The 25,041-nt window shown below is 42.6% G+C and carries 26 protein-coding genes; 11 read left to right on the forward strand and 15 right to left on the reverse strand.

Features of this window, described 5'->3' with window-relative positions:
* The first annotated feature begins 58 nt into the window (after window positions 1-58).
* A complete protein-coding gene (gene miaB / locus B3R91_RS09940) occupies window positions 59-1,567 on the forward strand; it encodes a tRNA (N6-isopentenyl adenosine(37)-C2)-methylthiotransferase MiaB (RefSeq protein WP_286797459.1) in 1,509 nt (502 codons plus the stop codon).
* A gap of 91 nt (window positions 1,568-1,658) precedes the next feature.
* On the opposite strand, the gene B3R91_RS09945 is transcribed toward miaB, so the two are convergent.
* From B3R91_RS09945 to B3R91_RS09970, 6 genes are all read right to left on the reverse strand, one after another.
* A complete protein-coding gene (locus B3R91_RS09945; protein ID WP_286797503.1) occupies window positions 1,659-1,895 on the reverse strand; it encodes a hypothetical protein in 237 nt (78 codons plus the stop codon).
* Window positions 1,896-1,943: 48 nt separating this feature from the next.
* Window positions 1,944-3,158 (reverse strand): RtcB family protein, encoded by a 1,215-nt coding sequence (locus B3R91_RS09950; protein ID WP_286797460.1) that lies wholly within the window; start codon window positions 3,156-3,158, stop codon window positions 1,944-1,946.
* 796 nt (window positions 3,159-3,954) lie between these two features.
* Window positions 3,955-4,683 carry a LysE family translocator gene (locus B3R91_RS09955; protein ID WP_068408308.1) on the reverse strand — a complete coding sequence of 243 codons (729 nt, stop codon included), beginning with the start codon at window positions 4,681-4,683 and terminating at the stop codon, window positions 3,955-3,957.
* 149 nt (window positions 4,684-4,832) lie between these two features.
* Window positions 4,833-6,083 carry an acetylornithine deacetylase gene (argE, locus tag B3R91_RS09960; RefSeq protein WP_286797462.1) on the reverse strand — a complete coding sequence of 417 codons (1,251 nt, stop codon included), beginning with the start codon at window positions 6,081-6,083 and terminating at the stop codon, window positions 4,833-4,835.
* Window positions 6,084-6,187: 104 nt separating this feature from the next.
* Window positions 6,188-6,673, reverse strand: coding sequence for a nucleoside deaminase (locus tag B3R91_RS09965; RefSeq protein WP_286797464.1), 486 nt, complete (start codon window positions 6,671-6,673; stop codon window positions 6,188-6,190).
* Between the two features lie 104 nt (window positions 6,674-6,777).
* Complete coding sequence (locus B3R91_RS09970; protein WP_286797465.1) at window positions 6,778-7,431, reverse strand: UPF0149 family protein; 654 nt, start codon at window positions 7,429-7,431, stop codon at window positions 6,778-6,780.
* 207 nt (window positions 7,432-7,638) lie between these two features.
* Here B3R91_RS09970 and B3R91_RS09975 point away from each other — a divergent pair, with 207 nt between their 5' ends.
* Window positions 7,639-8,079, forward strand: coding sequence for a hypothetical protein (locus B3R91_RS09975; RefSeq protein ID WP_102077499.1), 441 nt, complete (start codon window positions 7,639-7,641; stop codon window positions 8,077-8,079).
* Window positions 8,080-8,230: 151 nt separating this feature from the next.
* Window positions 8,231-8,800: a cell division protein ZapA gene (locus B3R91_RS09980; protein ID WP_286797467.1), complete on the forward strand. Its 570-nt coding sequence runs from the start codon at window positions 8,231-8,233 to the stop codon at window positions 8,798-8,800.
* A gap of 122 nt (window positions 8,801-8,922) precedes the next feature.
* Here B3R91_RS09980 and B3R91_RS09985 read toward each other — a convergent pair whose 3' ends face one another.
* The 4 genes from B3R91_RS09985 to B3R91_RS10000 all read right to left on the reverse strand — a co-directional run bounded on the left by B3R91_RS09985 (window position 8,923) and on the right by B3R91_RS10000 (window position 13,191).
* A complete protein-coding gene (locus B3R91_RS09985) occupies window positions 8,923-9,213 on the reverse strand; it encodes a hypothetical protein (RefSeq protein WP_414707550.1) in 291 nt (96 codons plus the stop codon).
* 166 nt (window positions 9,214-9,379) lie between these two features.
* On the reverse strand, window positions 9,380-11,473 hold the full coding sequence (gene glyS / locus B3R91_RS09990; RefSeq protein ID WP_286797469.1) for a glycine--tRNA ligase subunit beta: 2,094 nt from the start codon (window positions 11,471-11,473) through the stop codon (window positions 9,380-9,382).
* A 9-nt stretch (window positions 11,474-11,482) separates the two neighbouring features.
* Window positions 11,483-12,508, reverse strand: a complete 1,026-nt coding sequence (glyQ, locus tag B3R91_RS09995) for a glycine--tRNA ligase subunit alpha (RefSeq protein ID WP_414707551.1) — start codon at window positions 12,506-12,508, stop codon at window positions 11,483-11,485.
* Window positions 12,509-12,978: 470 nt separating this feature from the next.
* A complete protein-coding gene (locus tag B3R91_RS10000; RefSeq protein WP_144296688.1) occupies window positions 12,979-13,191 on the reverse strand; it encodes a PspC domain-containing protein in 213 nt (70 codons plus the stop codon).
* A gap of 517 nt (window positions 13,192-13,708) precedes the next feature.
* Between B3R91_RS10000 and nadR the strand changes: the two genes are divergently transcribed.
* The 3 genes from nadR (at window position 13,709) to B3R91_RS10015 (ending at window position 16,215) form a co-directional block, all read left to right on the forward strand.
* Window positions 13,709-14,749, forward strand: a complete 1,041-nt coding sequence (nadR, locus tag B3R91_RS10005) for a multifunctional transcriptional regulator/nicotinamide-nucleotide adenylyltransferase/ribosylnicotinamide kinase NadR (protein ID WP_144296689.1) — start codon at window positions 13,709-13,711, stop codon at window positions 14,747-14,749.
* Window positions 14,750-14,847: 98 nt separating this feature from the next.
* Complete coding sequence (pnuC, locus tag B3R91_RS10010; protein WP_144296690.1) at window positions 14,848-15,606, forward strand: nicotinamide riboside transporter PnuC; 759 nt, start codon at window positions 14,848-14,850, stop codon at window positions 15,604-15,606.
* A 159-nt stretch (window positions 15,607-15,765) separates the two neighbouring features.
* Window positions 15,766-16,215: a DUF962 domain-containing protein gene (locus B3R91_RS10015; RefSeq protein WP_286797470.1), complete on the forward strand. Its 450-nt coding sequence runs from the start codon at window positions 15,766-15,768 to the stop codon at window positions 16,213-16,215.
* A 116-nt stretch (window positions 16,216-16,331) separates the two neighbouring features.
* Here B3R91_RS10015 and B3R91_RS10020 read toward each other — a convergent pair whose 3' ends face one another.
* From B3R91_RS10020 to B3R91_RS10030, 3 genes are all read right to left on the reverse strand, one after another.
* Window positions 16,332-16,943, reverse strand: a complete 612-nt coding sequence (locus B3R91_RS10020; protein WP_068407496.1) for a nitroreductase family protein — start codon at window positions 16,941-16,943, stop codon at window positions 16,332-16,334.
* 196 nt (window positions 16,944-17,139) lie between these two features.
* Window positions 17,140-18,078 carry a pirin family protein gene (locus B3R91_RS10025; RefSeq protein ID WP_286797471.1) on the reverse strand — a complete coding sequence of 313 codons (939 nt, stop codon included), beginning with the start codon at window positions 18,076-18,078 and terminating at the stop codon, window positions 17,140-17,142.
* A gap of 90 nt (window positions 18,079-18,168) precedes the next feature.
* Window positions 18,169-18,882 (reverse strand): pirin family protein, encoded by a 714-nt coding sequence (locus B3R91_RS10030; RefSeq protein ID WP_286797472.1) that lies wholly within the window; start codon window positions 18,880-18,882, stop codon window positions 18,169-18,171.
* Window positions 18,883-19,206: 324 nt separating this feature from the next.
* On the opposite strand from B3R91_RS10030, the gene B3R91_RS10035 reads away from it, so the two are divergent.
* Window positions 19,207-19,557: a GNAT family N-acetyltransferase gene (locus B3R91_RS10035; protein ID WP_286797473.1), complete on the forward strand. Its 351-nt coding sequence runs from the start codon at window positions 19,207-19,209 to the stop codon at window positions 19,555-19,557.
* Between the two features lie 111 nt (window positions 19,558-19,668).
* Here the strand turns inward: B3R91_RS10035 and B3R91_RS10040 are convergent, their stop codons facing one another.
* Complete coding sequence (locus tag B3R91_RS10040; protein ID WP_414707553.1) at window positions 19,669-20,388, reverse strand: YoaK family protein; 720 nt, start codon at window positions 20,386-20,388, stop codon at window positions 19,669-19,671.
* Between the two features lie 138 nt (window positions 20,389-20,526).
* Complete coding sequence (locus B3R91_RS10045) at window positions 20,527-20,919, reverse strand: DoxX family protein (protein ID WP_286797474.1); 393 nt, start codon at window positions 20,917-20,919, stop codon at window positions 20,527-20,529.
* 393 nt (window positions 20,920-21,312) lie between these two features.
* Between B3R91_RS10045 and B3R91_RS10050 the strand changes: the two genes are divergently transcribed.
* The 4 genes from B3R91_RS10050 (at window position 21,313) to B3R91_RS10065 (ending at window position 25,024) form a co-directional block, all read left to right on the forward strand.
* Entirely contained in the window at window positions 21,313-21,924 is a 612-nt protein-coding gene (locus B3R91_RS10050) for a YceI family protein (protein ID WP_286797475.1), read from the forward strand.
* Window positions 21,925-22,081: 157 nt separating this feature from the next.
* Window positions 22,082-22,987, forward strand: coding sequence for a LysR family transcriptional regulator (locus B3R91_RS10055; protein ID WP_144296697.1), 906 nt, complete (start codon window positions 22,082-22,084; stop codon window positions 22,985-22,987).
* A 106-nt stretch (window positions 22,988-23,093) separates the two neighbouring features.
* Window positions 23,094-24,221, forward strand: coding sequence for a hypothetical protein (locus B3R91_RS10060; protein WP_286797477.1), 1,128 nt, complete (start codon window positions 23,094-23,096; stop codon window positions 24,219-24,221).
* The gene (locus B3R91_RS10065; protein WP_286797478.1) at window positions 24,221-25,024 is read left to right on the forward strand and encodes an SDR family NAD(P)-dependent oxidoreductase; all 804 of its coding nucleotides are present in this window, start codon (window positions 24,221-24,223) and stop codon (window positions 25,022-25,024) included. The genes B3R91_RS10060 and B3R91_RS10065 overlap by 1 nt, the downstream gene beginning before the upstream one ends.
* Window positions 25,025-25,041 lie beyond the last annotated feature (17 nt).

Raw genomic sequence — 25,041 nt, forward strand, 5'->3', positions numbered from 1 at the left:
TACGCCACCGGTTAATCGCCTACCTCGCTATATTTTTAGTCAATCATGGACTTCGCTTATGAGTGTTACTGTATTTAATCCCCGCATCGATGACGCTGCTGTTGAGAACAGGGTTACTGCGCCTGCCGTTATGGCACTCGAAGCGTCAAACTCTGTTCAAGCGTCTACTGCCCAAACCCCTGTCAATGAAAGTGGTACGCCGAAAAAAGTCTTTGTTACCACTCAAGGCTGTCAGATGAATGTCTATGACTCTGGCAAAATGCTTGATGTATTGGGCGATTCACACGGGATGGAAGTTACACATAATATTGACGAAGCCGATGTTCTATTAATGAATACTTGCTCAATTCGCGAAAAAGCGCAAGAAAAGGTGTTTTCAGAATTGGGTCGCTGGCGCAAATTGAAAGAAAAACGCCCCGATTTGGTCATCGGCGTTGGCGGCTGCGTGGCCTCGCAAGAAGGCGATAATATCCAAAAACGCGCACCTTATGTTGATATGGTTTTTGGGCCACAAACCTTACACCGTCTGCCAGAGCTTTATGACCAGTCGCATGAGCAGCGTTCTATCTCGCCTAAAAACCGTATCGGTACGGTAGATGTGTCATTCCCAAGTATTGAAAAGTTTGATTTTTTACCAGAACCAAGAGTAGAAGGGTTTAAAGCCTTTGTATCTATCATGGAAGGCTGCTCTAAATATTGCTCATTTTGCGTGGTGCCTTATACTCGCGGCGAAGAATTGTCGCGTCCGCTTGATGATGTTTTGGCAGAAATTGATAGCCTTGCCACTCAAGGCGTGCGCGAGATTAACCTACTTGGTCAAAACGTCAACGGCTATCGCGGCGAAAAAGACGACGGCAGTATTTGCCGTTTCGCTGAGCTCTTGCATTATGTCTCGTATGTCGATGGCATCGAGCGCATTCGCTATACCACCAGCCATCCGCTAGAGTTTACCGATGATATTATCGATGCTTATGCCAAGTTGCCAGAGCTGGTATCACACCTGCATCTACCGGTTCAAAGTGGCTCAAATGCTATTTTGGCGGCGATGAAACGTAATCATACTATTGATGTTTATATCAATCAGATTAATAAGCTTAAAGCCATACGCCCTGACATTCACCTATCGAGTGACTTTATCATTGGCTTCCCTGGCGAGACTGATGAGGACTTCCAAGATACCTTAAACTTGGCAAAAGAATTAAACTTCGATCACTCTTATAGCTTCATCTATTCTAAGCGTCCGGGTACGCCGGCGGCAGAATTGCCTGATGATGTGAGCTTCGCAACTAAAAAGGCACGCTTAGCAGAATTTCAACAGGTTATTATTGATTCAACCCTTACAAAAACGCATGAAATGGTCGGCACTACGACTCGCGTCTTGGTCGAGCAAGTGGCCAATCGTCATCCTGATTGCTTAATCGGCACAGCAGACAATACCCGTACCGTGATGTTCCCTTTTGACGTTGATAAAGTAGATGAACTACTGGGTAAAATCGTCAGTGTACGCGTGACCGATTTTGTCAGCCCGCATATGGTAAAAGGCGAGCTGGTTGAGGTATTGGCTTAACCCTTTATAAAAAACTGTATAAATGAAAAAGCCGCTCTCTATTTAAGTAGGGATCGGCTTTTTTGTGCGTGGATGTTAAAATTGATTGTCTTTACTGCGATAACCAATCGGTCTTCCGCAATTGCTGCTTGGTTTCGCGGCGACGTTTTTTGCGCACGATATCAATATCTTCTTTTTCATGAATACCGCCTTTTTTGAGCAGTGGATTTAGCGCCAGATAATTTCGCGTTTTTATAGCACCAAGTAAGTTTTGTTTGGCTGTGGCATCTTGCTGTTCCAGCTGCCGTTCAATCTGCTTGGCCTTTTTTAAAGTTTGTTTTAAGCTCATATTGTTACCTATATTTTTAATATCTCTAAATCTGTTTTGCAAAACCAACTAACCCTTAATGCACATGACCTGTTTAAGCGTATGCACCACTTCGACTAAGTCGGCTTGGTTGGCCATCACTTCTTCAATGTCTTTATAAGCACCGGGTATCTCGTCGATGACCCCTTTGTCCTTACGGCACTCAACGCCTTCGGTTTGCGCTTTGAGCTCATCAATGGTAAATGCCCGTATGGCTTTGCCTCGGCTCATTTGTCGCCCTGCGCCATGCGAGCACGAGCAAAACGATTCATCATTGCCAAGACCTCGGACGATAAAGGATTTTGCGCCCATAGAACCGGGAATAATCCCCAGCTCACCTTGGTAGGCACTGATAGCGCCTTTACGCGTGACATAGACTTGCTCACCAAAATGCATCTCTTCGTTGACGTAGTTATGATGGCAATTGATGGCTTCTTTGGTCAGCTGAAAACGTGGCAACCCCGCTTGTGGTGACTGCATGGCTTTAATGACCAAACGCATCATCTCACGGCGGTTTTCTAGCGCATAATCCTGCGCCCAGCCTACCGCCTCAACATAATCAGCAAAACTATCAGAGCCTTCAGCAAAGTAAGACAAATCCCGATCTGGCACATGACCAAAGCGCGATTGACGCTCTTTTTTGGCAAGATTAATAAAGTACTGACCAATACAATTACCAATGCCGCGACTACCAGAATGCAGCATGACCCAGACATCATTGTTTTCATCTAAGCACAGCTCAATGAAATGATTGCCACTACCCAATGTGCCAAGTTGCTTTGCCCACGTACGCTCAAAGCCTTTGAGCATCTTGAGCAAACCTGGATGCTTATCAGTAATCGGTCTTAGGCGTTTACCTAACGGATCAAGCGTTGAGTTTTTGGCTTGGATTTGTTTGTGCATATTAAAGCCAACTGGCACTTGCTGCTCCACTACTGAGCGTAATGCCCTTAAACTATCAGGCAAATCACTTGCCGTCAGAGACAAACGCACCGCGTTCATACCGCAGCCAATATCAACACCGACTGCAGCAGGAATGATGGCGGATTTGGTTGGAATCACACTTCCAACGGTAGCGCCTTTGCCAACGTGTACATCAGGCATCACCGCGATATGCGAATGTACAAACTCCAGCTGAGCCAAATTACGTAACTGCTGCATCGCCTCTTGCTCAATATCCGTGGTGTAAATCTTGACTGGTACGCCATATTTACGATTTTCATTTAATACTAATTGAATGCTCATAATATATTATTTCCATTTTATTATTTTAATCACCATACAAAATATATTTTATATTTACCTATTCTGTTGACTTTATAAGTTACTTATTGATTACCATTAAGTAAAACACTCAATAAGTTATTTTTCATAAGAAATAGACAATAAAATACCGCTTCTTTATTAATTAAAAAATCAATAAAAATGTATGATTAATTTATGATGGACGTTTTAAAAAGAATTTTTACGCTACCAAAATATTCAGCTTAAAAATGAAAGCTTAGATAGCACACACATAAATAGTTATTTACTAAATAATAGCGTGAGCTGAGCGAGAATATTAGTGATAATAGTAAGGTAGAATTTCGAATAAACAGCTAATAGCAAACGCGAAAATGCCGTGCACGATTACGAGCTATGTTGACATAGCGCACTTAGAAGAGGGATAGAGTGAGTAGATATAGAAGGCTATGCGTTGATATCAATAAACAAGATATCACTCAATAGCTTATATATAGATTCAGCCAAACCTTTTCGAAGTCGTCATTGCTGTCATGCAGTTTATACGTTCAATCTTTGAAAACGTCTTGATGTTTAAATAGGACACGATGATTCCTCCGTAGGTTGTGGCCAATGTCAGAGCGACAATAGCAGATTAATTGGGATAATGTAGCACCTATGAAAGATAAGCGCTATAAATCAATGAGATAATAATAATGATTTAAAAAATAAAGTCAATAATTAATTTAATTATATAAAAATTTTCTAGAAAACGTATCACTTTTTAAAAAATCACGTTAAACATAAACCTGATTAATTCCTAAGCCAAGAAACTATTTAACACCTCAGCCAATAACGCCGCGGCAATTAAAATAAATATCACCCCGCAACCGCGATTGAGCCATGCCAAACGCTCACCAACATCAAGCCAACCAGCCAGCTTTTTACCGCCAATGGTATAAATCAGCTGCCAAATCGTCTCGCTCAAAAACAGCCCACAAGTCAGCATAATATACTGCGGCCACAGCGGCGCGCTAAAATTGATAAATTTGGGAAAAAAGGCGGCAAAAAACAATATCGCTTTTGGATTAGACAGTGACACCCACATGCCCGTTCGAAACAATAACCAATCGCTAGGCGGCGCTTTAACAGCCGCGCTCGAAAGTGAGCGCGGCATAGGCTTATCTGCCATTTCCGCAGTCGTAGTCAGCTCTTTATGAACTTCTGTACTCAGCTCGCTGGCATCACTCATTAAGCTGCTACTACCACTATCGCGCCACGATGCGACACCCAAATAAATAAGGTAAATCGCACCAACGGTCTTAATCACTGTCAATAACCATGGCGATTGACGACTAATAACATCAAGTCCAAGGAGCGTTGACAGCAGTAAAATAAACAGCCCAAGGCTTAAACCTGCTAGCGTCCATAAGGTACGCTTGACGCCATAATTAAGGCCATACTGAAAGGCCAGTAGCATGTTTGGACCGGGGGTCGCTGAGATAAAAAACGTACTTGCAAAAAATACCGCAAACAGATGCCAAGACATCAACCAACCCCTACTTTTTTATAAAAATTTAAATAATACATGCGCCATGTTGAAAAGCATGCGTCATGTTGAAAAAATAAACACCGCCATAAAGACGGTGTATGTCATGCGCATCTATATTGCCATAAAATTGCTTATTGACTATTTTATCAGCTGATAGCGCAACTGTTTAGCAGCTTTTGTAAAAACTCATCACAACGTACCATTTCACTTAGCGCGACATATTCATCAGCTTTATGCGCCTGCTCAATGCTACCAGGACCGCAAATAATCGTTGGGATGCCGCTATTAGTAAACTGACCACCTTCAGTTGCATAAGCGACTTTATGACGTGTATCGTCGCCGGTCAGAGCGATAATTAACGCTTGTAGCTCAGCGCTGTCGTTATCGGTCATCGCTGGTACACTTTCTTCTTGTAGCAGCTCAATGCCAGTATCGGCAGCGCGTGCTTGCATTTGGGTGCTGAGCTCTGCAACTTTTGCCGCAATCGGTGCGAGGATATCGTCTTGTGTCATATGCGGCAGATTACGATAATCAAAGGTAAATTCACACAGATTGGGGACGATATTGGTCGCGGTGCCGCCTTGTATGGTGCCAACAGATAATGTCGAATAAGGCACATCGAACAGCCCATCGTTATCGCTTCGATGACTAATCTCTTGGGCCAATTCATCGACATAACCAATCAAACGACTGGCATAGCTAATAGCGTTGACACCTTGGGCAGTCAATGATGAATGCGCTGACTTGCCATGGACGCGGCAACGGTAAACCGCGATGCCTTTATGCGCCACCACCATCGCCATATTGGTCGGCTCGCCAACGATACAGTAATCAGGCGTAATACCGCGTGCTTTCAAATCCGCTAATAGCAGCGGTGCGCCCAAACAGCCGACCTCTTCATCAAACGACAATGCCAAATGCAATGGGCGACGCAATTGACCTGCGTTAGATAGCTTTACTGCTTGCGGCAATAGTGTCAGCGCACAAGCAATAAAACCTTTCATATCGCAAGCACCGCGACCATATAGCTTGTCGCCACGAATGGTTGCGGTAAACGGCTCAGACGTCCAGTCTTGCCCGTCAATCGGTACGACATCGGTATGACCCGATAGTACCAGACCATGATTGATTTCATCGGCATCTTTTCCCGCTGGCACCGTAACGAATAAATTGGCTTTATTTTTAGCATCATTAAAGGTTAAACCTACCGTCAGGCCTAATTGCTCGCAATACGCTTTCACATCGTCAATCAACGCTAAGTTTGAATGGCGACTGACCGTATCAAACGCAATTAATCTTGTCAGCCAGTCAATACTGTCATTTGGATAATTGCCAGTAGAATAATGAGTATTGGACGTTTCTCGTTCTGCAACGTTATCGTAATTTTTTAGCGTCATAAGACTTCCTTATCGTACTAAGATAAAAAGGCACAGCTTTTTTAATAAGCGTAATAATGAAGACACGCCCTAGCCTTTTTAAGCAGATTTTTTATTTAAGTTTTTTACTTATTTTTTTGAAATGAACGCTGCTGTAGGGCTCTGATTTCTTCATCTAAACCGGCAATCGGACCTTCGATGGGCACATTCGGCGCGACTTCTTGGATACTTAATGAATGGATGGGCGATGTTGAGCTCACACCCATCTCGTCCATCCATTTACCGAGCTGTTTTGATGAGCTGATATAGACAATACGACCAAGCCCCGCCCACGCATGTGCCGCGGAGCACATGGCGCAATGCTCACCCGAGGTATATACCACGGCTTTTGCCCGCGCCTCAGGGGTCATATTTTGCGCGGCCCATTTAGCGACGGCAATTTCAGGATGGTAAGTCGCATCAACCGTATTGGCACGATTACGATCTTCTTGTAATACTTTGCCATTGCCATCGACCAACACGCTACCAAACGGCGCATCGCCCGCCTCTAATGCTTCAGCAGCGAGCTCAATGCAGCGGCGTAAATAAACCATCTCATTATCAGTAGTCATCATCATATCCCTTTTATTATTTTGGACAGCTATCCAATAGCCAAGTACCATTTCTCTGGCATCAATCTCAGCTATTTCTCATGCCCTTCATCCTATCATGTTAATTATGATGGGCGGTTTTGATTCATCACATCAACGACCGGCGGCATCGGTTTAGGCAACCTACCTTCTGCTTGTAGCTCTTTGGTGGTTTTGGCATCGATAGCCAGTCCAGCAATCAGAGCGATATCTTTCACAGGCTTGCGTTGACGCGTAGCAAAACTGACCGGTACCATGCGTGCAAATTCAAAAATATGCAGATAAGACTCTTCGCCACCTTCGAAGTCTTCATCATCTTCTAAACGTATCGCACCAATTTTTGCCAAATCCGATAGCATCTCGTTTTCATCGCCACTCAGACCACAATCGGTAATACCAAAACCGGTCATAAAGCCATTTGCCCACTGTTTCAGCGCCATCACGCGCTCGTACAGGTCATGTTCATCATCTGGCACCAGTGGCATATACGCATAAGCATCGTCTTTGTCTTTTAACTGAAAAACGATGTCTTCTGCCTCTTCGGTGAGTAAAGTTAATGCGGCATCAGGCAGCGGCGCAAAACTCAACTCCTCAAACACCTTTGCCCAAACTGGCTCATCAGGAGCATTACAGGCGGTCATCAGCCCCGTCATCAAGCCGTGTACCTCGCTGATAGACACGTCCGTCCAGTCATCAAACGCAGCCAGCCAAGTATTCCAGCCAGAGATATTGTCATTCATAATAGATGTCCTAGTGATTGATTAATAGTGGTAAATACCAACAGACGCCGCCCGATATGATTCATAAAGCGGCAAGTGATAAAAGTCACAAAACAAAGCGCCATACAATTACTTTGTTGATATAGATATTATGCGGTCACCTATGGCATTATTAAACGCAGAGAACAAAATTCATTTACGCTTACTTGTTAAGGATAAAAACTGACTATGTATGACCAACTTAGAATATTAGAAAAAATGGTACTCGATATTAAAAAACAGTATCAGCTTGTCAGTGCTGAACTTAGCAGCCTCAAACAACAACCAGTGACTGACCCAAAAGAGCTTACCGCTCTTAAAACCAAGCTCGATAGCAGCTATAGCGAGCGTGACGGTGCCAAAAAACAATTAAACGATCTTGATAAGCGCTACCAAAGCCTTGCCGAAGCCCATCATATGATTGGTGAAGAACAAGACAAATTGCACAAGCAAATCGAGCAATTACAGCATCAAAACCATGCACTGCAGCAGCGTAATAATGAATTAAAACAGCAGTATAGCGATATTAAGCAGCAAAATAGTGACTTGAAGAAGAAAAATGAATTGGCCGCTGAGCGTACCCAAGTGGTCTTACAGCGTTTGACACGCATTGACCAAGCCGAAAGTTAAGCAGACGTTGATATTCATCATGCTTAATTTGAGCAATTTTGCTGATTAACTTTATCTATTCAGCACTTAAGTTTATTAGGTTTATCAGCACCCTATTTATAGCAATGACAGTTAATCATTCACTTTAATGACACATATTGTAGGATTTATCATGACCGATGACCGCGCAAACCCTGTAGAGCGTCAGCTGCCAAGCAGTCAGACCCATAACATTCAACCCACAAATATTCAACCCACAACCACTCAATCAACAGCCATTCCAGCAAAAGACAATCAAACACAAACCACGCAACCACAAAAAGCCATGCCCAATAATTCGAACCCGCAAAATAACAATGCAAATAGCAATGTAAACAATAACGCAAATAACAATAAGACAAATAGTAATACGGTAAATAGCGCTGCTAAACCTGCAAGCGCTCCTGAACCACAAATTAAAAAGGTCGATGTGGCGATTGCTGGCGTAACCTACCCTATTTTTTGTCCTGTACACGAGCAAGAAGAATTGCGTGCAGCAGTTTCCTATATCAACGACTTTGCTCTAAAGTTAAGAAGAGATGCACCAAGTCTTAGCCAAGAAAACCTACTGGTATTAACCTGCTTAAATTTATATGAAAAAATCCAAACTCATGAAAGAAACGAAGAAGATCGTCTCCAACAAAGCAAACAGTCTGAAGCACTGCTCAACAAAATTATGAAAGATGCGCATTCCATTTTATAAATTTGCCTCAATATTAAATAGGTATTCTAAAAAGATAAGCGCTTAACTCATCAGAGCTAAGCGCTTTTTTAAATGGTGATAAAAGCTTATCGACTTGTGATTAACAACTTATGGCTTACAAGTTAGGCATCTGCTTGATAAGTCTTACCAGCATGAAAGTCTGCTTGATGCTCATAATTGCAAAAGAACAATGCTTTATTAGCGGCCATATCCTTATTACTATTTAAAGTAGGTGTAGGTTCAAGCACACCGCGATACTCAGCCAAACTATTGCCACAAAAATCACACTGGCGCGGCGTGGTCACATCACCCTTTTTTGGCATCATGCTTTTTGGCGCACGCGGGTACATAAATTTATAAAAGCCCCACATCACAGCCCAGATAATAAGAATTACAATGATAACGGCCAACACGGCAATGCTCCTTCGAATAGGGTCTAAAATATTATAAACCTAACGCTGTAGAATAAGCGCATAAAAAACTGGCCATACACAGCCAGTTTTTTAAGTCGTTAATAAATCAAAAGTATCGATGCTTAAACTAACGGAGGTCTATCACTGTCGAACTATAATGAACAAACTACAGCTGCAGCTCACTGATGTCAGCCACGGTTAAGAATAAGGCACGCACTTGCTTGAGCAAGGCCAAGCGATTGTTCTTTAACGCTGCATCTTCACTATTTACCATGACATCAGCGAAAAACTGGGTCAATGGCGCATCTAAACTGACCAGCGTTTGCAATACTTGCGTATAGTCGGCCGTTTCAAGTAGCGGTTTCACCGCCGTTTGCGCTTGCTGAACAGCCTGATATAACGCTTGCTCAGCAGGTTCAGATAATAGCGCTTCATCGACAGTGTCAGCGACATTTACCTCTGACTTGGCTAAAATATTGGCAACACGTTTGTTTGAATCGGCAAGCTTTTCGGCTTGTGGCAATTCACTAAAGGTTTGTACCGCCCGAATACGCTGATCAAAGTCAAGCGGCATATGCGGATTAATCGCTTGTACTGCTTGAATGGTATCGACGCTGACGCCCTGCTCAGTATACATCGCTCGATAGCGTGAGTTTAAGAACGCCATGACTTGGGTAAAGGTATCACCCATTTTGGCAATTTTGCTGCCTTCACTGGTACTATAACCTTTAATCGCTTGCTCAACGAGCGCCACCAAATTAATCGGTAGTTGTTTTTCAATCAAAATACGCAAAATACCAATCGCTGAACGACGTAAGCTAAATGGGTCTTTTGAGCCCGTCGGTGCTTGGTCAATAGCAAAAATACCAACCAGCGTATCTAAACGATCAGCCAACGCTAAGCAAATACCAATCGGTGTCTGCGGCAATACATCACCGCTGAACTTAGGCAAATATTGCTCTTGCAGACTGGCCGCGACGGCTTCAGGTTCATCATTTAAGCGCGCATAATACGTACCGGCGATACCTTGTAGCTCAGGATATTCACCGACCAATGAGCTGGCCAAATCCGCTTTGGATAATATTGCAGCTCGTACCGTTTCATCAACATTAATATCGCGACCTTGCTGCTGCATCAGTGTCGCAATAAAGGCAGCAAGCTTGGCAATACGCTCAGACTTTTCCCAAATCGTACCGAGCTTATCTTGGAAGACACGCGTTTTTAGGCTTTCAGTCAAAGCAAATAAAGGCTGCTTTTGGTCTTGCAAGAAGAAAAACTCCGCGTCCGCCAAACGCGGACGCACGACTTTCTCGTTGCCTTCGATGATTTGATTGGGATCTTTTGACTCAATATTGGTGATAAAAATAAAATAAGGCTGCAATTTGCCTGCTTTATCGGTCAAGCAAAAATACTTTTGATCCGCTTGCATGGTTGAGATAAGCGCCTCTTGCGGCACTTGTAAAAAGCGCGCCTCAAAGTTTGCACGCAGCGCAATCGGGAAATCAACCAACGCCGTCACTTCATCTAGTAAATCTTGCGGGACGATAGGATCGGCATTGACTTCATCGGCTAGCGTTTTGACTTGGTTTTTAATCAACGTTTGACGCTTATCAAAATCCGCCACGACTTTTAAATCATCGAGCAATTGCTCATAATCATTGGCGTGCGTAATCTCGTGATAGTCAGGACTGTGGAAGCGATGACCGCGCGTTTGCTTGCCAGTTTGATGTCCTTGGATAGTGGCATCAATAACCGCACTATCTTGCATCAATACCGCCCACTGTACCGGACGGACAAACTCATTGCGGCTCGCGCCAGAACGCATACGCTTAGCAATCGGCAAATTATCAAGCGCGGTTTGGAAAATAGTAGGTAGTAACTCAGTCGTCGCTTGACCCTGAATAATCTGCTCATAGCCGACATAATCACCTTTATCGGTGTTAATAGTGATCAGCTCGCTGGCGTCGATACCTAAACCCTTAGCAAAACCCATCGCTGCGCGCGTTGGATTACCATCGCTATCAAACGCCGCTTTAATAGCCGGACCACGTTTTTGCTCGCTACGATCAGGCTGCTTATCGCTGATACCCTCAATTCGAATCGCCAAACGACGCGGCGCGGCAAAGGCTTTAATACTATCGAAGCCAATTTCAGCTTCATTTAACTGCTCGGTGACACTGGCTTGTAGCGCATCACGTAGCGGTTTTAGGCTTTTTGGAGGTAGCTCTTCACACCCCAGTTCAAATAAAATAGTACTCATGGGATGCTCCTATTTATTATTGTTAGTAGTTTGATTATCATCTGTATTTTCAGTTAGTACATCTTCTTTTGGCAAATACTTATCGAGCGCCGCTTGACGATGCGCTTCATCTGCCAATGGGAAGCCTAATTTCGCGCGTGCTTCGACGTAACCAACAGCAACCTTACGCGCCAGCGTTCGTACCCGCAGAATAAAACGCTGACGCTCTGTCACTGAAATCGCACCGCGCGCATCAAGCAAGTTAAAGGCATGCGAGGCTTTTAGTACCATCTCATAGGCAGGTAATGGCAAACCTTCAGCAACCAACTTATCCGCCTGCTGCTCATAAAAATCAAACATCTGACCCATCATTGGCACATCAGCGTGCTCAAAGTTATAGGTTGATTGCTCAACTTCGTTTTGATGGAAAACATCGCCATAAGTCACGCGACCAAATTCGCCATCTGCCCAGACCAAATCATAGACGCTATCGACGCCTTGTACATACATCGCCAAGCGCTCAAGACCATAAGTAATCTCGCCTGTAACAGGGAAACACTCGATACCGCCCACTTGCTGGAAATACGTAAACTGCGTCACTTCCATACCGTTAAGCCAAATCTCCCAACCAAGCCCCCACGCTCCAAGCGTTGGCGACTCCCAGTTGTCTTCGACAAAACGCACATCATGTACCAGTGGATCAATACCGATAGCGCGTAGTGAATCCAAATACAGCTCTTGGATATTGGGTGGATTGGGCTTTAAAACCACCTGAAATTGATAATAATGCTGCAAACGGTTCGGGTTATCACCGTAGCGGCCATCGGTTGGACGGCGCGATGGCTGCACGTAAGCCGCATTCCAACGCTCAGGACCTAGCGAGCGCAAAAATGTCGCGGTATGAAAGGTACCAGCGCCGACTTCCATATCATAAGGCTGCAAGACCACACAGCCCTTATCAGCCCAGTAGTTCTGTAAGGTGAGAATTAAATCTTGAAAAGTCATCGGCTGAGCATGTTTTTCTTGTGTCATCGAAGTTGTCGCTTGAGATGTCATAGTTTGGATTGTCATAGTTTGGGGCATGTCATAACGCCGCGGTGGAATGGGTATTATAAAATAAGATATTGATAGCGCGCGTATGGCCTATTTGGCAACGACGCTATTTGCCTGCTCACCTTACTAAAAATTGACCATTTTATCTATATTTAGCACAATTAAATTTGTCTAAACCGCTTAAATAGTCAGTTATTTGCTTGGTTCATCATCAAAATCTACCTATCAGCGTCGTTAATCCAATAGATATAAAAACAAGATAAAAAAATACCCAAATGCGTGAGCATTCGGGCAGGAGGAAAAGTGTGTCGCAGGCATCCTGATGAGTCAGGCTTTTTGTTTTTTCATGGGCTATTATTTTTATTTTAGCCTTGTATTTTATGTTCTTAACGTTGTCTTTATTTAGATGACTTTAGATTTAGATAACGCTAATATCGACAAACAATATTCATCTTAACTTTATAACTTTGCTTTTAGTGATAAGACTGATTATTTGCTTTAGGCATGATTATCCATAAGATAATATAAATTAAGATGCCTGGAACAGCGGCGCTCATGGTGGAGACAATCACAAATAACAATCTAACCCATGTTGGCGACCAGCCAACATATTCTGCAATACCGCCCATCACACCTGCGATCATACGATTATTTCTTGAGCGATGTAATTTTGCTAACTTAGCCAAATCAAATACCTCTCTTATTATTTATGCTTATTTTGAATGTATTATTTAACGTTATTTTCTATAATTTATTTTGAAACGTTATAAAAATTCATAACCCTTTTGAACTTACGAATAAGTATAGCAACTATTGACTTTTTATCTGTTGATGATATAGACGTGCTTTGTGAGTTTATGCTACTTAAGCTTACTCTAAGCTCTCATAATTACGCCTAAACTCCTGATTTTAAATAACTATTTCAAAATGTTTCATCATTCACTTTGTTTCGCTTATATTACATATTCTGTTACAACTTTAAAAAGTTCAAGCAATCACTTTAAATCTGTTTAGGTGGAAAAACTTTATTATCTATTGATAATTTAATATTAAAAGTCCTTTATAAAATAATGCCTATTTACAATAACCTACCTGTAAATCTATCCAAACCTTTATACCATGCTATTAAATCATCAAGGCTTAGGAAATATGAATTGCCACGATGAATCATAACTAAAATAAAAACAGCACATAAGGAAAGCTATGTACGAGTCAGGATTAATGATTGGACATTTTGAACCGCTACATTTAGGACAAATGCGCAGTATATTGGATGCCGCAGGACAAGCAAAGACGCTACATATTGTGATTATGATGCACCCTGCTCCACATCCAGACTTCAATATTACCTTGCAAGATAAGGCACGTTGGCTACAGATGGCGTGTGCAGATTTGCCATTTATCCATATTCATACCACTGATGAGATTGAGCTGCCGCTACATGAAAGCTTTGCCGATGTAAGCATCGATATTGTGGCGAGCAATGCCAAGCTGCAACGTTTAAAAGATGCATTAGGCCTGCCAACAGAAACGGTATTATTCGTTGCAGAGAACCATCCTTTGGCGCAGTCGGACGTTTCTGGACAGTTAGTCATGCCAGTAGTCACGACGCCATTGCAATCTGAATTTGATTCTTACGCTATTGCACGTAATCCGGTCGCCCACTGGTCGGCGCTGCACCCACAAGTGCGCGGCGACTATACCAAAACGGTGGCGATTGTTGGCGGTGAAAGCTCGGGCAAGACGACTTTGGTACATAAGCTTGCCAACTATTATGGATCCAGCTTTGCGCTTGAGATGGGACGGCTGTATGTCGGTACAGATTTGGGCGGTAGCGAGATTGGATTGCAGTATAGCGATTATGGTCCCATTGCCCTCAATCATGCCCAAGCGATCCGTGCTGCCGCTGCTAGGGCAACAGCGCCCGTAACCATTATCGATACAGATTTTGTCACCACGCAGGCTTTTTGTGAAGAGTACGAAGGTCGTACCCATCCCTTTGTGAGCGCATGTATCGATGAGTTTCGCTTAGACCATACCATCATGCTTGATAACAATACTCCATGGGTTGACGATGGCATGCGCTCATTGGGTACGCCTGAGGCTCGCGGTCGCTTTGAGCAGCGCTTATTAGATATTTTTGCTCGTCACGATATTGAGCTGCATATGATTGATCAGCCCGATTATGATGCCCGCTATCAGCAAGCTTTATTAATTATTGATAAGCTTATCTATGGTAAATAACAAACTTAAAAAACCATAGAAAAAATGCTGTTAAAAAAATAACTCTAAAATAAGAAAAAAAACGATAATAGCTTCCATACTTTGAGGAAAAAGACGTTATGCGTATTCAGCTTCTAGACAACATCACCGGGAAATGGGCGATACAATGGATTGTCCTATGGTTTATCTGCGGTGTCATTGCTTTATCAGCAGGCTTTTGGCTGACCACCGAACACAATACCCTTGATTGGTTTTATTTAGCCGTGTCATTTATCGGTTTGATTTGCGTGGTGTCATTATCGTTCCGCAAAAATATTCTAGGTAATGGTTTTGGAATGGCGGCGACCGCAGGTGAATTTGTGGTTCAAGCGACTTCTGGCGCCGTTGGTTTGATGCTCGCGCCGTTATTTAACTTTTTTAGTCATCTTTATGGGATTTTTTATTGGTCCAAGCATACCGACGACGATGGCGATATGGTGCCCAAATCTGCCAGTCGCTGGATTTGGCTATTAACCATCGCTTTTATGGTCATCGGTTTGGCGCTGTTTCCTACAGTAAATAACTTACTTGCCAGCTATGGTTACGCCGTTGTTGAAGATGATAATAGTAAGTTTTTGGGCTTTATCTCTTTCTTTTGGATTAATGTTATCGCTTTTGTGCTGTCTATCACTGCGCAGGCAGCGATGATTCTGCGTTATTCATTTAACTGGTGGTTATGGATTTTATCCAATTTCGTTTGGCTAACCGTTAACCTAATGTCGGGCAATTATATCTTTGCCATTCAAACCATGGTTTACCAAGTTAATTCATTTGTCGGACTGTATGAATGGTATCGCAGCGAGCAAGACTCTAGAGAGTCAACCCAACCAGTACGTTAAGGGATAATTTTGGTAAAACATAAAAAGTTGAAAAACAGACAAATGAGGTTAATAAGATAGTATGTTTTGACTGTGCGGTTTACCAGATAAAATGGCAGGTTGTGCCAATTAGTGCTACAACTGGTAAGAATAAATTTATTTGCTAACAAGGAGGTTAGTATGTCTCGTACCCGTCAAGGCCGTATGGCAAAACGCACACTTGAGCAATGGCTCAGTGAATATTCTGTCAGCCATCAAAACCTAGTCAATAAAAAAATCCATTGGCTCTGTGTTCCAACCATTTTTGTCAGTATCTTAGGCATGGGCATGTCGCTATCGGTCTGGTTCACCTTGGTGATGAGCGCCTTAGTTTTAATATTTTATATGCGTTTATCGACGCCGCTGTTTTTGGCAATGGGCATATTTATTCTTATTTGCTTATCAGTGATGACGCTACTGCCGTGGGGCTTTAAGGTTTGGGCAGCTATCTTTGTGGTTGCTTGGATTGGACAATTTGTTGGCCATAAAATTGAAGGCAAAAAACCGTCTTTCTTTGAAGATTTGCAGTTCTTGCTGATTGGTCCAGCATGGGTAGCTAATAGCTTGATGCGCCGTAAAAAAGCTCAATAAACGGTATTTAATGCTGCTACTAGCTTAACTTTTCCGTTTAATACAGTTGAAAAATCGCCACTCAATAATCCATTGAGTGGCGCTCTTTCTAATTGCTAGCTATTTTAAAAAATAGCTTATTTACCAAATACTTTCATACGCTCTTCGAGAGGCTTAAATTCCTTGTCGCCTGCGGGTTGTTCGATAGCGCCAAATACCAATTGCGCGTTCATCTCCCAATGCTCATCGATATTCCACTCTTCAGCGACTTTTTTGTCGATAATAGGATTGTAATGCTGTAAGTTGGCGCCGACATCAATACTGGCTAACGCCGTCCAAATAATGTACTGGTGCATCGCATTGGTTTGGTGCGCCCAAATTGGAAATTTGTCTGCATACAAAGGCGCAGCAGCTTGCATGTCTCTGACAACGCTATGGTCTTCAAAGAACAAAATAGTACCAGCGCCGGCTTTGAAGCCATCCATTTTTTGCTTGGTCGCCGCAAATTGCTCTTCGTTATCGACGATATCGTGTAGGGTATCTTCGGTTAATTGCCAAAGCTTGTTATGGTCGTCACCAAACAAAACAGCGATACGCGTTGATTGCGAGTTAAATGACGATGGCGTATGTAAAACCGCATGTTCAACCAACTTGACGATTTCATCATTTGAAACGGGTAATTGATCGCTCAAAGCATAAACTGAACGACGTTTTTCTGCCAATTTCTCTAATGTTTTTAGGTCTGACATAGTTTTCTCCATATTATTTATTAGGAATATTAGTGATTAGAAGCTAATGAATACGAGTACGATTAATGGGTAATACCAAGCCACCGTACTATCAACAAATCTGCTGTATTATAAGAAAGATTGACCTTAATCAATACTTCCTTTTTGTAATTATATCTTATTAATAGTTTATGAAAACCAAAATAAACTAAACAAACTAACCTTTAAAGCCTTGCGGTAATTTTGGTGCTGGCAAGCGTTTCATGTCTGAGTCGATATTACCAAAACGCTCATGACCGTTGTTCCAGTCGATGATAGATTGCTCAATCTCTTCTTTGTTGTCGGCGACAAAGTTCCACCACAGCAGCACTTGATTGTTTAATGGCTCACCGCCGATAAACATCACACGGGTGCCTTTTTTGGCGACTAGCTTGATGCTTTTATTATTGGCGACGTCGCTATCGTGGAAGCGGAACAATTGATCTTGCTCACAAATTTTGCCTTCAGACTCAATCTGTCCTTCTGTCACCAAGATACCATATTCAAAACCCGGTTCTAGGTTAAGCGTAACTTCACCATCCTCTAAAAAGTAAACGTCGATACCGACCATTTTTGAGTACTGAATGGTTGGCGCTTCATAGCGCTTACCTGTGACGCTGTCATAGCTGCCCGTCGTTAATACCATCTCGACGTTATCTTCACGCCATGTCGGTAGCTCTGGATAATGGTGGAAACTGCGTTCGATTTGTTGATCGGTCGGTAGCGCAATCCACAGTTGTACCATACTTAGACCACGAGCGGCATCTGCCGAACCACCGGTATCAGGAAAAACGCTCTGCTCTGTATGACTGATACCTTGGGTAAGGCCAGTACCTGCTGTCATGACGTTGACTTGGTTTTTGGTAATCACTTGCTTATTACCCAAGCTGTCTTTGTGCAGTACTTCACCATTTAGCATCCAGCTAAAGGTTTGCAGGTTGGTGTGCGGATGACGACCGACTTGCATACCGCTTTCATCTTCGCTAAATTCAGCAGGACCTGCATGGTCTAGAAAGCACCAAGCACCAATTGGCTGCTTACCTTTATTGGGTAACAGACGAGCAATGGGAATGCCGCCCACATCTGCTAAGCGCGGCTCTAGGGTTTCAATACTCATAATTTACCTCTTATGATGTGATATAGAATCTAGTGTGACCAAAAGATAAAAATTAATGTCTATTATTTGGCATTAAAAGCTCATTTAGTCTTAAAAGTTTATAGGTACTTCCATTAGTAATACTTTAGCACCATCGAGGACATCCATCGTAAAGTTCTTGGTATCCCAAACACCTAGACCATCGCGGGTATCCAAAGTGTTACCGTTTATAACGACTTTACCGCTAATGACAAAAATATAGACGCCATTGTTAGGATTTTTAAGCTGATATGTCTCTGTCACGCCTTTATCAAAATCACCCATGCTAAACCAAGCATCTTGATGAATCCACACGCCTGCATCATCGCTATTAGGCGATAAAATTTGGTTAAACGCATTTGGCTTCATCAATTCATCCATACGGATTTGCTGATAACGAGGCTCAGCGTTCATTTTGTTTGGAATGACCCAAATCTGTAAAAAACTCACCGCTTCATGGTCATCGGCGTTCATTTCACTGTGGGTGATACCCGTGCCCGCCGACATGACTTGGATTTCACCGGTTTCAATGATGCCATTATTACCGATGTTATCGCCGTGACCGAGCTTGCCTGATAAAGGAATGCTGATAATTTCCATATCGCGATGTGAATGTTTACCAAAACCCTGACCTGCGATGACAAAATCATCATTAATAACACGTAGCGCCCCAAAGCCCATACGTTCTGGATTGTGATAATTGGCAAAGCTAAAGGTATGTTTGCTCTTTAGCCGACCATGGTTGGCATCGCCACGAGAATCTGCTGCATGATAGATGGTTCTCATAATGTATCCTTAATTATTAATAAGTTAAACTGCTTTAGAATTTGACATTCATTAACTCGTTTAAACAATGAAACTATTATAATTGTTGTCTACTAACAGATAAATAACAATATCCGCAATTGACTATTCTTATTTTTAGAACAATATCATCATAAATTTAAGGTAATATATTTATAACAGAACTCTGTATACTCATAACAGTACAACTAGCATGAGCTGTTACTATGACCAAAGTTACGATAAAAGTGTGATGAAAAAAGTAACGCGAGCAGGTGTAAATTAAGTCTAGAAGATGTTAATCATACGATATAAGGAAATTTAACCATGTCAGATATGGCAAAGACAGATGTAGGGAATAAACAACCATTACATTATGAAGTTATTAATAATTCCGAAAAGAAGCGTTTTGAGATTCATATCGATGACAAAATCGCTTTAGAGGATTATGAATTTTTCACCACGAGCGCCGGCGAAAAAGGTATTGAATACAAACATACCGAAGTGCCAGCAGAGTTAGGTGGTCAAGGCATTGCAAGCTATCTGGTCAAATATATTTTGGATGATGCAGCGGCGAAAAACCTGCGAGTGAAACCAACTTGTTCTTATGTAAAGTCTTATATTGACAAGCATCCAGAGTACCAAGACAATTCAGTATTTCATAACGCTACGCCTTGAATAGCGATACATAAGTGCTTAACCAGCAAGCAAGAAAAACGCCCTATCAATAAAGCTAGGGCGTTTTTTATTGGCAATGGTTTAGGTGAGATTTATTATTGGTAGTATTCCTTAAGCGATATGCGCTAAGAATTCTTTATCGCGTGCCAACACTGATAAATACAGCACGGGCAATACAAACAAACCTACAGCCCAAAAACTCAGCTGCGTATATAGCAGCGCACCGACTAACGCGCCAACTAAAAAGCTAAACACCAATACTGAGCTGTGTGCCAGTTTTTTGCCATTATCGGCGTTTCGGTTAAGGAGATAATCAGTCAAATTGATACCCAGTTGCGTGGTATTTCCAGTCATCAATACCGTCGGGCTCATGTGCTTAATTATTGTCTTGCTAGCGGTATTACGAATCGCCAGCGCAATGAGACCCAAGCCACCTGTGATTGCCACGGTGATATCGCCGGCATCGACAAACGGCTGGTAATAAAGACCAGCCACCATAAACGCGGTCAAAAAAGCCGCTTCTGCTAAAAATAAATGGCTCAAGGTCAGTTGTTTATTTTTACTGCGGTCAATAAATATCTTGGTGAGCATAACCGTTAAAATAAACAGCGGCAAAGCAGCAAGTTTAATCCATAGACCCGCTTCACCTTTTACCAAGCCACTACCCGCCATCACCAAGTTACCCGTGACATGGGCGGTAAAGAACCCAAACAAGGTGATAAAACCAATGGTATCAATCGCGCCGCCGACCACTGTTAAAAGTACAGGCGTTTGATGACGTTGCCAAAAGCTGGGCAGCTTGGCAGTCTCTGTAGAGATAGGATTAGGCACGCGACGACTGCCCTGCAAATTTACGATTGATGGATTCTTTTCGCAAACTACCGATAATTAATGCGATATTTATGGATGCGCTCATAGGGGCTCCTTGATTATAATTATAAGATGATATTGTCTAAACCATTTACTCTACTAGATTCTGCGCGTATGACTGTTATCAATTGAATATGCACCTGGACCATGAACAAAAATCATCAAGAAACCACCTGCCATGGCAATGTTTTTCATAAATGGGTTCATTTGTGATTCATCAATCCAAAATTGATGGAAAAGTAGCGCCGACGTAATGCTAAAACCAGCCATTAGAATCGCCACCAAGCGCGCTTTGAAGCCTAATAAAATTGCGATACCGCCAAGCAGCTCAACAGCAATGACCAAAGGCAATAGCATACCCGGTACGCCCATCGATTCCATATAACCTTGGGTGGCCGCGTAGCCAGTAATTTTGGTAAAGCCAGAAAAGATAAAGATCATCGATAACAATAAGCGACCAATTGGGGCGCTCAGCTCTTGCAGCTTATCCATAAGTATTCTCCAATAACATAAAAGTCATGATTATAAAGATTTTATTTAAAAGACTTTTGTTTGATTAGGTAATGGCATTATTGTAGTCGTTGCTTAATAGCAGATAAACCAAGATAATCGCAAATATAAGTTCTCTTTTAGAGAACAGTCAAATAGCAATTCTACTGGTACAATATTAAAAACGACAATAGCGTTACGTGCTATTTATGCTCACTATTAAGACAGTTAGCATTTTAGCCATACTATTAGACGCTAGAGATAAGCGCCACAGAAAGAAACATTTTTCGATGCCATTTAGCGTTTAATATCCTAATTTTTTGCTACACTCATTATGTTGTTATGTAAGACATACTTAACGCTAGCTTCTACTTACTCACTTAAAAAGGATGATTTATGATCACTATAAATTCTATTAAAAAAACAAACCGCGCAATTACTTTTGCTGCTATCGGTACGCTTGGTTTGCTTAGCACACTAGGTCACGCTGCAACTTATGAGCTTGATTCCAAACATACCGCCGTACGTTTTTTCGTCGATCACTTTGGTACCACGACCAACGCTGGCGGCTTTTATAATCTATCGGGTACGCTTGAGTACGCGCCTAAAGAGAAAAAAGGCTTTGTCGGTATTACCATCCCGATGGGCAGCTTGAGCACAGGTATTAAAGCGTTTGATGGTCACCTTAAATCTGCCGATTTCTTCAATGTAAAAGAACACCCAACCGCTTATTTTAAATCGACTAAGTGGGAATTTGAAGGCGATAAAGTCAAAGCGGTCAAAGGCGATTTAACGCTGCTAGGTCAGACGCATCCAATCACTTTAACGGCCACTAAATTTAACTGTTATGACAGTCCTTTATTAAAAGCTGAAGCGTGCGGTGGTGATTTTGAAACCACGATTGATAGAACCAAATGGGGTATGAATACCTTTACCGATGGCGGTATGATGAAAGACATTAAACTGGTCGTTCAAGTAGAAGGCAGTAAAAAAGCCGATCTTAAATAAGACGGCTTGACGACTTTGAACCGTATTTTATACGGAAAACAGTCTAAACTATTTGGCGTTATTGATAAAAAGACTGGGTTTTTAACTCGGTCTTTTATTTTTTATATGATTAACCGCTAAATAATAACAGCCAAATAACAGTAAGGAGGTAGCTAAGATGGGACAACTAGAAGATATGGCGATGTTTGTGCGTATTGTCGAGGCGGGTAGCATTACTAAGGCTGCCGAGCAACTTAATATTGCTAAATCAGCAGTAAGCCGCCGACTCAAGGATTTAGAGACGCGTTTGGGCAGTCAACTGATTAGCCGTACCACGCGCCAATCAAACTTAACCCAAGCTGGCGAGCAATATTACCAAAAGGTAAGTAATATCCTCAGCGAAGTGGACGCGCTAAACGAGGAAACCAGTGGCGCGCCGACACGTATCGAGGGCACCTTAAAAATGACTGCACCTTTGTCATTTGGCTTGATGCACTTAAACGATGTCATCGATGAATATGCCAATCAGCACCCCAATCTGAACTTTGAATTAAACTTTTCTGACCGCCATACCGATTTGGTCGAAGAAGGCTTTGAATTAGCGATTCGGATTAGAGAGCTGCAAGATTCAAGTTATCAAGCCAAACGTCTGGCGCTGATTCGTTATACCTTATGTGCAAGTCCTGAATATCTGACTAGAATAGGCACGCCAAAAACCATAGAAGATTTGGCCAAGCATGCGTTTTTACAATACGGTCTGAGTAAATCTAGCACGATAGAGCTGATAGACGAGCAAGGCAAAAAACATCAAGTCGCTATCAATTCAAAAATAAAAGTCAATAACGGCGATTTTTTGCGCGATATGGCGGTAAAGGGACACGGTATTGCTTTTTTGCCCAATTTCATCACTTATAAAACCCTAGCCAGTGGTAAGCTGGTGCCCATTATGCAGCAGTATCAACTGCCCACTTTAAACGCTTATGCGGTCTACCCGAAAAATCGCTTTTTGTCGCAGCGCTGTCGCTATCTCATTGATTTTATCGCCGAGCGTTTCGGTGATGACCCTTATTGGGATAAATTCTAATAAAACCAATTTGGCACACTGAGCAGTTTTTTTAAGTCGCTATAAATTCTAAAACTATACTGCTAGTATGATTTTAAGTTATCCATCAGTCATAAGGAGATGCAACATGGATTTAACGTCACTTGGCATGAAAGCCATTCACGACTTTGATGAGGTGCGCCAAAGTCCATTACCAAAAGAGCGCCTAAAAGCGGCGCGCAAGCAAGCCAGCGCTTTTAGAGAACGCTTTATGGATGAAGCGCCAGTACGGTTTTATCAAAGCGCCGACATGGTGCGCGTGCCCTATCCGACATGGTACGCCTACAGTGGCGTCTATACCCAAAGCACCTATAAATTTCCCTACATTCATATCTTAAATCGCATTTTTATCGTGCAATATCATAACTTTTCGGGCGAATTAAAAACCTTGCTGTTTTCTCCTTCTGATATTGAAGCGGATCGTGAGACGCCATTCTTTAAACGCTTAACCGATAAAATGCCCAGTTGGTCGCCGCTTGAAGGCGTGGTTGCGCCTATCATTCGTGATGTCACTGGTGCCTTAGCGGAAGTTGGCTTGTCTCCAGAAGACGTTGATTATATTAGCTACGACCACCTTCACACCCAAGATGTACGTCGTTGGCTCGGTACAAAAGATAAGCCTGCCTATTTCCCCAACGCCAAGTTATTGGTTCATGAGCAAGAATGGTTAAGTACTACCTCATTATTACCCGTGCAAGCAGATTGGTATTGCCCAAATGGTATTGAAGGTGTCGATCCTGACAAAGTGATTAAGTTCACCGGTAGCATTCAATTGGGCGAAGGCGTCGCACTCGTGCATACCCCCGGTCATACCGAAGGTAATCACTCGTTAGTCGCCCGCGTACCTGACGGCATCAGAGTGACTTCAGAAAATGGCGTCGGCGCTGATGCTTATGCACCCATGAATTCGAAAGTAAATGCTATCCGTCGTTATGCCAAAGATACAGGGATAGAAGTGATTTTAAATGGCAATACCCTAGAAGGCAGTAATGAGCAATATATCTCAATGGTTATAGAGAAAACCATCGCGGGGCCTTCTAAAAATCCTGACTTCCCTAACTGCGCCTCTAGTAGCGAAGCAACGCCCTACTGGCTCATTCCTGGGCATAAAGTCAGTCATTTAATCGGCGAGGCAAAGTTTGGTAGCTTGCAGAAAAAATCAGCAAAACAGTCAAGCTCGATAAAAGACAGCTCATTGCAAAAGGAAAGCGCGTGATGGGTTATTTTACGGGTAAAACTATCTATATCACTGGGGCGGCCTCTGGTATCGGACTTGAAACAGCTAAGCAGCTGATTGGGCAAGATGCCAATTTGGTCTTGTTTGATAGACAAGCGCTTGATGAGGCCGTTGCTATTCTGCAAGGTTTGAACAAAAAAAAAGCTTCGATTATCAGCTATAAATTGGACGTCACTGACGGCGATACCACAACCAAGCAAATCGCTGAGGCTGCAAGCAAGCTATCGCCTGATATCTTAATGCATTTTGTCGGGATTACAGGGCCTTGGACGTTTGATGAGATGAGCCAAGAACAGTTTGAGCGCGTACTGACTGTTAATCTATTCGGCACTCGTAACGTATTGGCTGCCGTGCGTCCGTTTTTATCACGCGGCGATCAAGTCATGGTAACCGCTTCGATGGCATCATTTACCGGCAGTTATGGCTATAGCTCTTATAGCGCCTCAAAATTTGCTATTTGGGGCATGATGCAATCTATCGGTTTTGAATGGAAGCCTGACGGTATTGATATCACTGTCTTTGCGCCGCCACCGATAGATACGCCGCTCACCCAAGCAGAAGTCGGCGTAATGGCACAAGCCGGTGTCGGCATGAAAAAACTGGCTGGTGAATTAAAAATTGACGATGCCGTTAAATCAATGCTCAAAGGCGTAGAAAAGCGGCAGTTCTTGGTCGTCCCAGGCGTGATGGCAAACTTGATTAGATTACAGCTGCGCTTCTTTCCTGTGAGCTGGGTTAATTGGATAGGCAATAAGACCGTCGCTTTTTCGCTTAGAAAATAGCATTTCTAACAATGACT

The organism is Psychrobacter sp. UBA6291, assembly GCF_002439405.1.
In the GTDB taxonomy this organism is placed as follows: Bacteria; Pseudomonadota; Gammaproteobacteria; order Pseudomonadales; family Moraxellaceae; genus Psychrobacter; species Psychrobacter faecalis.

What these genes read in the sequence shown, in the direction of transcription:
- miaB (WP_286797459.1), top strand. Translation starts at nt 59, where the DNA reads ATGAGTGTTACTGTATTTAATCCCCGCATCGATGACGCTGCTGTTGAG.
- B3R91_RS09945 (WP_286797503.1), bottom strand. Translation starts at nt 1,895, where the DNA reads ATGAGCTTAAAACAAACTTTAAAAAAGGCCAAGCAGATTGAACGGCAG.
- B3R91_RS09950 (WP_286797460.1), bottom strand. Translation starts at nt 3,158, where the DNA reads ATGAGCATTCAATTAGTATTAAATGAAAATCGTAAATATGGCGTACCA.
- B3R91_RS09955 (WP_068408308.1), bottom strand. Translation starts at nt 4,683, where the DNA reads ATGTCTTGGCATCTGTTTGCGGTATTTTTTGCAAGTACGTTTTTTATC.
- argE (WP_286797462.1), bottom strand. Translation starts at nt 6,083, where the DNA reads ATGACGCTAAAAAATTACGATAACGTTGCAGAACGAGAAACGTCCAAT.
- B3R91_RS09965 (WP_286797464.1), bottom strand. Translation starts at nt 6,673, where the DNA reads ATGACTACTGATAATGAGATGGTTTATTTACGCCGCTGCATTGAGCTC.
- B3R91_RS09970 (WP_286797465.1), bottom strand. Translation starts at nt 7,431, where the DNA reads ATGAATGACAATATCTCTGGCTGGAATACTTGGCTGGCTGCGTTTGAT.
- B3R91_RS09975 (WP_102077499.1), top strand. Translation starts at nt 7,639, where the DNA reads ATGTATGACCAACTTAGAATATTAGAAAAAATGGTACTCGATATTAAA.
- B3R91_RS09980 (WP_286797467.1), top strand. Translation starts at nt 8,231, where the DNA reads ATGACCGATGACCGCGCAAACCCTGTAGAGCGTCAGCTGCCAAGCAGT.
- glyS (WP_286797469.1), bottom strand. Translation starts at nt 11,473, where the DNA reads ATGAGTACTATTTTATTTGAACTGGGGTGTGAAGAGCTACCTCCAAAA.
- glyQ (WP_414707551.1), bottom strand. Translation starts at nt 12,508, where the DNA reads ATGACATCTCAAGCGACAACTTCGATGACACAAGAAAAACATGCTCAG.
- nadR (WP_144296689.1), top strand. Translation starts at nt 13,709, where the DNA reads ATGTACGAGTCAGGATTAATGATTGGACATTTTGAACCGCTACATTTA.
- pnuC (WP_144296690.1), top strand. Translation starts at nt 14,848, where the DNA reads ATGCGTATTCAGCTTCTAGACAACATCACCGGGAAATGGGCGATACAA.
- B3R91_RS10015 (WP_286797470.1), top strand. Translation starts at nt 15,766, where the DNA reads ATGTCTCGTACCCGTCAAGGCCGTATGGCAAAACGCACACTTGAGCAA.
- B3R91_RS10020 (WP_068407496.1), bottom strand. Translation starts at nt 16,943, where the DNA reads ATGTCAGACCTAAAAACATTAGAGAAATTGGCAGAAAAACGTCGTTCA.
- B3R91_RS10025 (WP_286797471.1), bottom strand. Translation starts at nt 18,078, where the DNA reads ATGAGTATTGAAACCCTAGAGCCGCGCTTAGCAGATGTGGGCGGCATT.
- B3R91_RS10030 (WP_286797472.1), bottom strand. Translation starts at nt 18,882, where the DNA reads ATGAGAACCATCTATCATGCAGCAGATTCTCGTGGCGATGCCAACCAT.
- B3R91_RS10035 (WP_286797473.1), top strand. Translation starts at nt 19,207, where the DNA reads ATGTCAGATATGGCAAAGACAGATGTAGGGAATAAACAACCATTACAT.
- B3R91_RS10045 (WP_286797474.1), bottom strand. Translation starts at nt 20,919, where the DNA reads ATGGATAAGCTGCAAGAGCTGAGCGCCCCAATTGGTCGCTTATTGTTA.
- B3R91_RS10050 (WP_286797475.1), top strand. Translation starts at nt 21,313, where the DNA reads ATGATCACTATAAATTCTATTAAAAAAACAAACCGCGCAATTACTTTT.
- B3R91_RS10055 (WP_144296697.1), top strand. Translation starts at nt 22,082, where the DNA reads ATGGGACAACTAGAAGATATGGCGATGTTTGTGCGTATTGTCGAGGCG.
- B3R91_RS10060 (WP_286797477.1), top strand. Translation starts at nt 23,094, where the DNA reads ATGGATTTAACGTCACTTGGCATGAAAGCCATTCACGACTTTGATGAG.
- B3R91_RS10065 (WP_286797478.1), top strand. Translation starts at nt 24,221, where the DNA reads ATGGGTTATTTTACGGGTAAAACTATCTATATCACTGGGGCGGCCTCT.